Below are 10,359 nucleotides of genomic sequence, written 5' to 3'. Positions count from 1 at the left end.
CGATACCAGGGCCTTCGCAGAATACGCGGCGGACGTCATCAAATACGCACGGTTATGTTTATGGCGATGATGTCGACCATCCAATGCAATAAGAAATTCAAAGACTACTATGAGCGACTTAGAGCAGCCGGCAAGCGGCCGAAGGTTGCTCTGGTGGCATGCATGCGTAAGATGATTGTTATCCTCAACAGCATGGTACGAAATGGTACTGCCTGGGAGGGAAACATGGCCTAAGCGGTTGACTCAGAGCCATAGTCACTTGTTAGTGGTTTTTGACCACTAGATCGCACTTGTACCCTCCAAGCTCGCTTTCAAGATTCTCACTTACGTACAGAGTATATTTACCCGGCTTAGAAAAAATAACCTCATTAGCGCCCACTGAATCCCAGCGATATCCTGTTGTTTTTGGTGAAATCACAAACGATTTGGCGCCCTCAAACTCTTGAGGTGACATCAAAGAAACCATGCCCGTAGGCGGAGAGCCTACCACCATAAACAACCACAAATTATCATCGTGACGGTACACCGCCAACTCGCTTCCATGATGTCCTCCGAGCTTAACTTGAAGCGTCTCGCTAGGATTTAACTCCGTGGAAGAACATGAAAGTTCAGATTCCGATTTATGCCAAACAGTTTCTAGAATTTCTGGATCTTCAGTCGCAGAAACCTGAAAGGAAAACGCAAGCGCTATAAATAATGCTCGATTCATGATGACCACTAACGCTCGGTTTAGGGGCGGCTGGAGCGTAGCGTAAGCCGTCCCAGCCGTGTCTTTCGCGGCGACTACAACCGTTTGTTAGGCTCAACTTACGCGTACTTTATGACTTGATACGAAAACTCATAAGCTGCACCCCCTGAATCTGGCACCCAACCATCTTCAATTGCGCCCGAAATAATTCCTTCTATTATCCGCGGAGTTATCTGAGTTTGGTGAGGCTCAAGCCAATTATCTGGACGATCTATATTCAGAGTTACGTGTAATACCTTCGGTTTTTCGGTATTAAGTAATTGTATCGCTACTGTCATATTTGAGCGAAAAGCTGCTTGAGTATACGTTGGTCTTTTCAGAATCATCCAACCGTATTCTTGCCCACAATGCTCTATTTTTCTTAGGCCTTTCTTTGATAGAGACATGGCTTCTCCGAGAGCCTAACAGTTTATTCAAAGGCCAGTGGCTTTATATATCTCTCGCTACTATTTACTGGACCGCGGCCACGCCCCCAGGAAAAAGTCCTTTAAAATCAACGCTAAAGCCAAACCAACCTTTCCCGCCTCAGAATTAACGAGACTTCAGGTCATTAACATATTCTTACCCACGGCCATTGAACAGTTTTCACTCCCTTTTAAGATCAATAACTTACAAGCGCTACCAGATAAATAGGAGACTCAGCTTATATATTTCGGGAAGTTGGCCTTAAAACCGATCTTAGTTTACTAATTTTCAGTGTTTTTAAAATGACTGCGAGTAAGCCCCATACACCAAGCACTCGACTATTATGACTTTCCAGCACCTCCAGGCACAAAAAAAGCCGCCCGAAGGCGGCTTTTTTTATGCTCGGAAGCAGCAGCTGATTACCAGCCGGTTACTTCCTTCAGCGCGTCGCCGATCTGCGCCAGGGAGCGCACGGTTTTAACACCGGCGTCTTCCAGAGCGGCAAACTTCTCGTCTGCAGTGCCTTTACCACCGGAGATGATCGCACCGGCGTGGCCCATGCGCTTTCCGGGAGGAGCGGTTACACCAGCGATGTAGGAAACCACCGGCTTGGTGACGTTTTCCTTGATGTAAGCAGCAGCTTCTTCTTCAGCGGAACCACCGATCTCACCGATCATAACGATCGCTTCGGTCTGCGGGTCGTTCTGGAACATTTCCAGAATGTCGATGAAGTTGGAGCCCGGGATGGGGTCACCACCGATACCTACACAGGTGGACTGGCCGAAGCCGTGGTCGGTAGTCTGCTTTACGGCTTCGTAAGTCAGAGTACCGGAGCGGGAAACGATGCCCACTTTACCCGGCTTGTGGATGTGGCCCGGCATGATGCCGATTTTGCACTCACCGGGAGTGATTACGCCCGGGCAGTTCGGGCCGATCAGGCGCACGCCCAGCTCGTCGCACTTAACCTTGGCCTGCAGCATGTCCATGGTAGGAATGCCTTCGGTGATGCACACGATCAGCTTGATGCCGCCGTTGGCTGCTTCCAGGATGGAGTCCTTACAGAAAGGCGCCGGTACGTAGATTACGGACGCTTCTGCACCGGTGGCTTCAACCGCTTCTTTTACGGTGTTGAAAACCGGCAGGCCCAGATGAGTCTGGCCGCCTTTGCCCGGGGTAACACCACCGACCATTTTTGTACCGTACTCGATGGCTTGCTCGGAGTGGAAAGTACCCTGGGAGCCGGTGAAGCCCTGACAGATTACTTTAGTGTCTTTGTTAATCAGTACTGACATGATTATTTACCCTCCGCAGCTTTAACCACTTGCTCTGCCGCGTCGGTCAGGCTGGTGGCAGCGATGATGTTCAGGCCGCTGTCGCTCAGAACCTTGGCACCCAGGTCTGCGTTGTTACCTTCAAGGCGAACAACAACCGGGATCTTAACGCCAACTTCTTTAACCGCGCCGATTACGCCTTCTGCGATCATGTCGCAGCGCACGATGCCGCCGAAGATGTTGATCAGAACGGCTTTCACGTTCTCGTCAGACAGGATGATCTTGAACGCTTCCACAACGCGCTCTTTGGTTGCACCGCCACCAACGTCCAGGAAGTTGGCCGGCTTGCCGCCGTGCAGGTTCACGATGTCCATGGTACCCATGGCCAGACCGGCACCGTTCACCATGCAGCCGATGTTGCCATCCAGTGCCACATAATTGAGGTCCCACTTGGCTGCGTGTGCTTCGCGCTCGTCTTCCTGAGACGGGTCGTGCATTTCACGCAGGTCCGGGTGACGGTACAGCGCGTTGCTGTCGATCACGATCTTGGCGTCCAGGCAGTGCAGGTTCTTCTCTGGAGTGATGACCAGCGGGTTGATTTCCAGCAGGGCCAGATCTTTCTCTTCAAACATTTTCGCCAGACCCAGGAAGATCTTGGTGAACTGCTTGATCTGGTCGCCTTCGAGGCCCAGTTTGAACGCCAGCTCACGGCCCTGGTAAGGCTGTGCGCCTACCAGCGGGTCGATGATGGCTTTCAGGATTTTTTCCGGAGTCTCTTCCGCAACCTTCTCGATCTCAACACCGCCTTCGGTGGAGGCCATGAAGACGATGCGACGGGTAGCACGGTCCATCACCGCACCCAGGTACAGTTCCTGATCGATATCGGTGCAGCTTTCCACGAGGATACGGGAAACCGGCTGGCCGTTTTCGTCTGTCTGATAAGTTACCAGGTTGTTGCCCAGCCACTTTTTCGCGAATTCTTCAATTTCCGCTTTGGAGTCCACCAGCTTTACGCCGCCCGCTTTACCGCGGCCACCAGCGTGTACCTGGGCTTTAACAACCCACTTGTCACCGCCGATTTCGTCTGCTGCCGCTGCTGCTGCTGCCGGGGTTTCCGCTGCAATGCCTTGGGAAACCGGCAATCCGTATGCTGCAAACAGTTGTTTGCCCTGATACTCATGCAAGTTCATAGTCAATACCAATTCACATTTAAAATGTGTTTACCAATTTGCAGATTACTCTGCACCTTTAGACAGCGCTCTGGTGGTATTTTGATACCAGGCCAGAGCTCTGAAATGAAACCGGGGCGACTGTTATAGCCGCCCCGAAATATTACGAGCTTACTTCTTGCGCTTTTTACGGTTAGCGATATGGATCGCGTGGCCGTTGACCGCAAGCGCCGCTTCCTTAACGGTTTCGGACAGGGTCGGGTGACCGAAGACGGTCATGCCGATGTCTTCCGCGCTGGAACCAAATTCCATAGCGATGGCAACCTGCTGCACCAGATCGGCGGCAGACGGGCCTACGATATGGGCGCCGAGCACACGGTCAGTTTCCGCATGGGCGATAATTTTGACCATACCGCTGGTGTCGTTTGCGGCAACGGCGCGACCGGACGCTACAAACGGGAATACACCTACGTTATAGGGTTCGCCATCTGCTTTCACCTGCTCTTCGGTGCGGCCAACCGCAGCGATTTCCGGGTGGGTATAGATCACGTTCGGGATCACATCGTAGTTCATCATCGGCTTCTGGCCGGCGATGCGCTCAGCAACCACAACACCTTCTTCAGACGCTTTGTGAGCCAACATCGGGCCACGCACCACGTCGCCGACTGCCCACACGCCAGGAGCGGAAGTCATACACAGGTCGTTGACGTAGATAAAACCGCGTTCGTCCATCTTCACGCCGGCGTCTTCAGACAGCAGGCCTTCAGTGTATGGGCGACGACCAACGCAAACGATCAGCTTGTCGAAGGTTTCCTTCTGCTCTTTGCCGTCTTTGTCCTGATAGGTAACAACGACTTCTTTGCCTTTTACTTCAGTACCGGTTACACGGCAGGACAGGCGGATATCCAGACCTTGCTTCTTGAAGATCTTCTGGGACTCTTTGGCAATCTGCTGATCCATAATGGACAGGAAATTATCCAGCGCTTCCAGAACCACAACGTCAGAACCCAGGCGGCCCCAAACAGAACCCAGTTCCAGGCCAATCACACCGGCACCAATTACACCCAGGCGCTTGGGCACTTCGGTGAATTCCAGTGCACCGGTGGAGTCGACGATGATTTTGTTATCCACAGGCGCCGGCGGAATGTTTACCGGTACAGAACCGGACGCCAGGATCACGTTGTCGGCTTCGTAAGTGGTGGATTTGCCGTCTTTATCGGTCACTTCCACTTTCTTGCCAGCCAGCAGCTTACCGGTACCTTCAATGGAGGTTACCTTGTTGGCCATGAACAGCCCGGAGATACCACCGGACATCTGCTTAACTACACCGTCTTTGCGTTCGATCATTTTCTTGACGTCGATCTTTACCTTGCCGGTATCGATGCCGTGCACGTCGAGAGAATCTTTTGCTTCATGGTATTTCCAGGAGCTGTCCAGCAGCGCCTTGGAAGGGATACAGCCCACATTCAGGCAGGTACCGCCATTAACGGTCTTGCCATCTTTGTTTACCCATTTTTCAACACAGGCAGTTTTCAGGCCCAGCTGCGCTGCGCGGATTGCGGCAACATAACCACCAGGGCCGGAGCCGATTACGATTACGTCAAATTTTTCTGACATGGTCTGTTCCAAATTTGAGTGGATTCAATGTATGCGAATATTTTTTTCGCATAACCGGGGTCTTCCCGGCTTTCCCTGAGACGGTCTTGCTGCCGTTGTTGCCGACTCGAATGGCCGGCTCATTCGTCAGGCGGCTGCACATTCAGCCGCCATATCTCCAATACAGAATCTGCTTACACTTCCAGCAGAATACGCGCCGGGTCTTCGATCATTTCCTTGATCGCCACCAGGAAGCCTACCGCTTCCTTACCGTCGATCAGGCGATGGTCGTAAGACAGCGCCAAATACATCATCGGCAGGATTTCTACCTTGCCGTCTACCGCCATCGGGCGCTCCTGGATTTTGTGCATACCCAGGATTGCAGTTTGCGGCGGGTTCAGGATCGGGGTGGACAGCAGGGAACCGAATACACCACCGTTAGTGATGGTGAAGGTGCCGCCGGTCATCTCCTCGATGGACAGCTTGCCATCGCGGGCACGCAGACCCAGGTCGCGGATATTGTTTTCCATGTCCGCCAGGCCCATGTTCTCCGCATTGCGCAGAATCGGCACTACCAGACCTTTCGGAGAAGAAACTGCTACACCGATGTCCTGGTAACCGTGGTACACGATGTCGTTACCGTCGATGGAAGCGTTCACCGCAGAGTAACGCTTGAGCGCTTCCACTGCCGCTTTCACAAAGAAGCCCATAAAGCCCAGGCGGGTGCCGTTATGGGTTTTTTCGAACAGGTCCTTGTAGTTTTTACGCAGGTCCATGATCGGCTTCATGTTCACTTCGTTGAAGGTAGTGAGCATGGCAGTGGACTGGGACGCATCAAGCAGGCGCTCGGCGATACGCTTGCGCATACGGGTCATGGGTACGCGCTTTTCAACACGCTCGCCCGGAGTAACTTCAACCTGTGCCGCAGCGGCGGGCGCAGCGGCAGCGGCGGGAGCTGAACCAGCCTTCATCACGTCTTCTTTCAGAACGCGACCACCTTTACCGGAGCCTTCAACGCCAGCCAGGTCTACGCCTTTTTCCGCCGCCATTTTCTTGGCGGAAGGCATGGCAATTTTCTCGCCGCCGGCTGCCGGGGCCGGCGCTTCGGCTGCGGCTTCTGCTGCAGGGGCTTCGGAAGAGGCACCAGCGCTGCCGCCTGCACCTTCTTCAAACTTGGCGATCACTTCGTTGGAGAGCACGGTATCGCCCTCTCCCTTGATAATTTCGCTGATGGCGCCGTCTGCCGGAGCAACGACTTCCAGCACAACTTTGTCGGTTTCAATATCCACGATCAGTTCATCGCGGGACACGGCTTCACCCGGTTGTTTGTGCCAGGTGGCAACAGTGCCGTCCTGAACGGATTCCGGGAAAGTTGGCGCTTTAATCTCGATGGTCATTTTTCCTGTTTCCTGAGATTGCTCTTCGTTGTACTGCTGTCTTATTTGACAGTCAGCGCCTCATTGATGAACGTATTCTGTTCTTCCAAGTGGGTGGACATATAGCCCGCCGCCGGTGCAGCAGAGGCTGCGCGGCCGACATATTCCAGCTCCAGCTTCGGATGTGCTTCATTCAGCAGACGACGCAGGTGGTGCTGGCTGGAGTACCAGGCGCCCTGGTTCATAGGCTCTTCCTGACACCAGGCCACGCTCTTGATGTTCTTGAATGCGGAAACCGCAGCCAGGAACTCGTCGTCCGGGAAGGGATACAGCTGCTCCAGACGTACCAGAGCTACATCTTCCTGTTCGCGCTCCATGCGCGCTTCCAGCAGATGGTAGTAAACCTTGCCCGAGCAGATGACCAGGCGCTTCACCTTGGCGGGATCAACACCCTCGTCCTGGATCACGTTGTGGAACTTGCCTTTTGCCAGCTCGTCGAGGCTGGAGGTGGCCAGTTTGTGTCGCAGGATCCATTTCGGGCTCATGATTACCAGCGGGCGGCGCATCGGGCGGACTGCCTGACGACGCAGCAGGTGGAAGATCTGGGCCGGGGTGGTGGCGTTACACACCTGGATATTGTGCTCGGCACACAGCTGCATGAAGCGTTCGAGACGGGCGGAGGAGTGCTCCGGGCCCTGACCTTCATAACCGTGCGGCAACAGCATCACCAGGCCGCACATACGGCCCCACTTGTGCTCACCGGAAGTGATGAACTGGTCGATCACCACCTGGGCACCGTTGGCGAAATCGCCAAATTGTGCTTCCCACACCACCAGGGATTTTGGCGTGGTGGTGGCATAGCCGTATTCGAACGCGAGAACGGCTTCTTCCGACAGCAGCGAATCGTAGATATCGAAACGCGGCTGGCCTTCGAACATGTTCTGCAGGGGAACGTAGCTCTGGCCATCTTTCTGGCTGTGGATAACCGCGTGACGGTGCGAGAAGGTACCGCGGCCAACATCTTCGCCGGTGAAGCGGACCATAAAGCCCTCTTCCAGTAGCGTGCCGTAGGCCAACGTTTCCGCCATACCCCAGTTCAGAGGCAGCGCACCGCCGGCCATTTTGCGGCGGTCTTCGTAGATCTTGGAGACCTGGCGCTGCATCACAATACCGTCGGGCACGGTGGTCATGCGATTGGCAACATCTTTCAGCTTCTTCATTGGGAAGCTGGTGTCACCTGCCACGGTCCACTCGTGATTCAGGTAGGGGCGCCAGTCCACAAACATGGACTCGTCCGGCTCTTTCACCAGACCGGTGGCCACGTCTTCACCGCGGTCGAGTTTATCGCGGTAATCATTGGCCAGCTTGTCGGCGGCAGCCTTGTCCAGCACACCTTCAGCGACCAGTTTTTCCGCGTACAGGGTACGGGTGGTCTTGTGCTTGCGGATGGTCTGGTACATCAGCGGCTGGGTGCCAGAAGGGTCATCGGTTTCGTTGTGACCGCGACGGCGGTAGCACACCAGGTCGATGACGATGTCTTTCTTGAACTCGTAGCGGTAATCCACCGCCAGCAGACCTGCCAGCACTACGGCTTCGGGGTCGTCGCCGTTCACATGCAGTACCGGGGCGTCGATCATCTTCGCGACATCGGTACAGTACTCGGTGGAGCGGGCGTCTTCGCGTTTGCTGGTGGTGAAGCCAACCTGGTTGTTCAGCACCAGATGGATGGTGCCGCCAGTGTAGTAGCCACGGGTCTGGGACATCTGCAGGGTTTCCTGCACTACGCCCTGACCGGCGAAGGCCGCGTCACCGTGGATATTGATCGGCATCACCTTTTCACCAGTGCTGTCGCCGCGACGATCTTGGCGGGCGCGCACGGAACCGACAACCACCGGCGCACAGATCTCAAGGTGCGAGGGGTTAAAGGCCAGCGCCAGGTGCACTTCGCCGCCGGGGGTCATTACGTTGGAGGAGAAGCCCTGGTGATACTTCACGTCGCCGGAGGTATCCAGGGTTTTCTTGCCCTCGAACTCTTCAAACAGGTCCGCCGGGTTTTTACCCAGGATATTCACCAGCGTGTTCAGGCGGCCGCGGTGGGCCATGCCGATCACGATTTCTTTTACCGAGTAGGTACCGGAACGACGGATCAGTGCGTCCATGAGCGGGATCAGGCTCTCGCCGCCTTCCACGCCGAAACGTTTGGTGCCCGGGTACTTGGAATCCAGGTGACGCTCGAGGCCTTCTGCCGCAGACAGGCGCTGCAGAATTTCGGTGCGAATGTCATTGCCGAAAGTCGGGTTGGACTGGCTGCGCTCAAGGCGCTGCTGGAACCACTGCTGCTCGTCCAGGTTGGACAGGTGCATGATCTCGGCACCCAGGTTGCGGCAGTAGGTATTTTCCAGGCCTTCGACGATTTCACGCAGAGTGGCTTCACCGTTGCAGAAGAACAGGTCGCCAGTCTGGAAGGTGGTGTCGAAATCGCCTTCAGTGAGGCCGTGGTAGTTCAGCTGCAGATCCGGCACCTGCTCGCGGGCCATGATGCCCAGCGGGTCAAGGGTGGCCTTCTTGTGACCGCGGTGACGATAGGAATTGATCAGTTGCAGAACTTTAATCTGCTTGCGCTCGTGTTCAATATTGACCGAGCCAGCGCCGGGAGCGGCGAGAGGGCGGGTACGGTTCTTCGCCAGCAACTCGAAGTGCTGACGAATGGCAGCATGTGAGACATCACCGCCATTTACCCGCGGCAGGCTGTCAAAGTAACTGCGCCATTCTTCCGGTACACCACTGGGGTCGTGCAGATAGGTCTCGTACAGCTCCTCCACATACCCGGCGTTGCCACCAGAAATATGCGAAGTACGCCAGAGTTCCTCCATTGTGCTTTCGTGCATTAATGCCTACCTCAATTGACGACGCGCACCCTTGAAATTTCGCGCCGCTCTTTCCTGTCTTTTCACTCACAAAAGGGGAGGTGCTGAAAAGACACCTCCCCTTTTTCGTATAAGCCTGACAGCTGCGCTGCTGTCGACCTAATTGTGATTATTTTTGATGGGAACCCGCGTTCCCGGTTGGGGCTAGCCCCTATACCGCGCGGGTTATCAGCATATTGCGGATATGGCCGATTGCCCGGGTAGGGTTCAACCCTTTGGGGCAAACATTCACACAGTTCTGGATACCGTGACAGCGGAAAACACTGAACGGATCATCCAGTTTACCGAGGCGCTCATCAGTGGCTTCATCGCGGCTGTCCGCGAGGAAACGATAGGCCTGCAGCAGACCTGCCGGGCCGATGAACTTGTCGGGGTTCCACCAGAAGGACGGGCAAGACGTGGAACAGCAGGCGCAGAGAATACACTCGTAGAGGCCATCCAGTTTTTCACGTTCTTCCGGAGACTGCAGACGCTCGATGGCCGGAGCCGGCGTATCGTTCTGCAGGTATGGTTCGATCTTCTTGTACTGGGTGTAGAACTGCTCCATATCTACCACCAGGTCACGGATGACCGGCAGCCCGGGCAGCGGACGCAGTACCAGCTTGCCTTTCGGCGCCGCTTCGGAGATAGGCATGATACAGGCGAGCCCGTTCTTACCGGAAATATTCATACCGTCGGAGCCACAGACACCTTCACGACAGGAACGGCGATATGACAGGGTCGGGTCCTGCGCTTTCAGCAGCTCCAGCACGTCCAGCACCATCAGGTCCTTGCCCTGAGTATCCAGCTCGTAATCCTGCATGTAGGGTGCAGAATCGGTTTCCGGGTTGTAACGGTAAATGCTTACTTTCAACATGTTCTTTCCGC

At 55.0% G+C, this 10,359-nt stretch carries 9 protein-coding genes; 1 reads left to right on the top strand and 8 read right to left on the bottom strand.

Features of this window, described 5'->3' with window-relative positions; translation table 11 throughout:
* Positions 1-234, top strand: a 234-nt coding sequence (locus LC059_RS16785) for a transposase (protein ID WP_226705019.1), incomplete at its 5' end; no start/stop codon positions are given.
* A 28-nt stretch (positions 235-262) separates the two neighbouring features.
* Here LC059_RS16785 and LC059_RS16780 read toward each other — a convergent pair.
* The 8 genes from LC059_RS16780 to LC059_RS16745 form a co-directional block, all read right to left on the bottom strand.
* Entirely contained in the window at positions 263-709 is a 447-nt protein-coding gene (locus LC059_RS16780; RefSeq protein ID WP_226705018.1) for a hypothetical protein, read from the bottom strand.
* Positions 710-807: 98 nt separating this feature from the next.
* Positions 808-1,134, bottom strand: a complete 327-nt coding sequence (locus LC059_RS16775) for a hypothetical protein (RefSeq protein ID WP_226705017.1) — start codon at positions 1,132-1,134, stop codon at positions 808-810.
* 438 nt (positions 1,135-1,572) lie between these two features.
* Complete coding sequence (gene sucD / locus LC059_RS16770) at positions 1,573-2,445, bottom strand: succinate--CoA ligase subunit alpha (protein ID WP_010131883.1); 873 nt, start codon at positions 2,443-2,445, stop codon at positions 1,573-1,575.
* 2 nt (positions 2,446-2,447) lie between these two features.
* On the bottom strand, positions 2,448-3,614 hold the full coding sequence (gene sucC, locus LC059_RS16765; RefSeq protein WP_226705016.1) for an ADP-forming succinate--CoA ligase subunit beta: 1,167 nt from the start codon (positions 3,612-3,614) through the stop codon (positions 2,448-2,450).
* A gap of 150 nt (positions 3,615-3,764) precedes the next feature.
* Positions 3,765-5,210, bottom strand: coding sequence for a dihydrolipoyl dehydrogenase (gene lpdA / locus LC059_RS16760; RefSeq protein WP_226705015.1), 1,446 nt, complete (start codon positions 5,208-5,210; stop codon positions 3,765-3,767).
* 173 nt (positions 5,211-5,383) lie between these two features.
* Entirely contained in the window at positions 5,384-6,586 is a 1,203-nt protein-coding gene (gene odhB, locus LC059_RS16755; RefSeq protein ID WP_226705014.1) for a 2-oxoglutarate dehydrogenase complex dihydrolipoyllysine-residue succinyltransferase, read from the bottom strand.
* A 41-nt stretch (positions 6,587-6,627) separates the two neighbouring features.
* Complete coding sequence (locus tag LC059_RS16750) at positions 6,628-9,453, bottom strand: 2-oxoglutarate dehydrogenase E1 component (protein WP_226705013.1); 2,826 nt, start codon at positions 9,451-9,453, stop codon at positions 6,628-6,630.
* A 190-nt stretch (positions 9,454-9,643) separates the two neighbouring features.
* Positions 9,644-10,348: a succinate dehydrogenase iron-sulfur subunit gene (locus LC059_RS16745; RefSeq protein WP_226705012.1), complete on the bottom strand. Its 705-nt coding sequence runs from the start codon at positions 10,346-10,348 to the stop codon at positions 9,644-9,646.
* Positions 10,349-10,359: the final 11 nt, after the last annotated feature.

The organism is Microbulbifer elongatus, from assembly GCF_020524885.1.
Lineage (GTDB): Bacteria > Pseudomonadota > Gammaproteobacteria > Pseudomonadales > Cellvibrionaceae > Microbulbifer > Microbulbifer elongatus_A.
Note: the sequence above shows the minus strand (reverse complement) of the source record. Positions and strands in the feature narration are given on the sequence as shown.

Excerpts from the sequence above, each read along its gene's own strand:
- LC059_RS16745 (WP_226705012.1), bottom strand. The coding sequence starts at position 10,348 with ATGTTGAAAGTAAGCATTTACCGTTACAACCCGGAAACCGATTCTGCA.
- LC059_RS16775 (WP_226705017.1), bottom strand. The coding sequence starts at position 1,134 with ATGTCTCTATCAAAGAAAGGCCTAAGAAAAATAGAGCATTGTGGGCAA.
- LC059_RS16750 (WP_226705013.1), bottom strand. The coding sequence starts at position 9,453 with ATGCACGAAAGCACAATGGAGGAACTCTGGCGTACTTCGCATATTTCT.
- sucD (WP_010131883.1), bottom strand. The coding sequence starts at position 2,445 with ATGTCAGTACTGATTAACAAAGACACTAAAGTAATCTGTCAGGGCTTC.
- lpdA (WP_226705015.1), bottom strand. The coding sequence starts at position 5,210 with ATGTCAGAAAAATTTGACGTAATCGTAATCGGCTCCGGCCCTGGTGGT.
- LC059_RS16780 (WP_226705018.1), bottom strand. The coding sequence starts at position 709 with ATGAATCGAGCATTATTTATAGCGCTTGCGTTTTCCTTTCAGGTTTCT.
- odhB (WP_226705014.1), bottom strand. The coding sequence starts at position 6,586 with ATGACCATCGAGATTAAAGCGCCAACTTTCCCGGAATCCGTTCAGGAC.
- sucC (WP_226705016.1), bottom strand. The coding sequence starts at position 3,614 with ATGAACTTGCATGAGTATCAGGGCAAACAACTGTTTGCAGCATACGGA.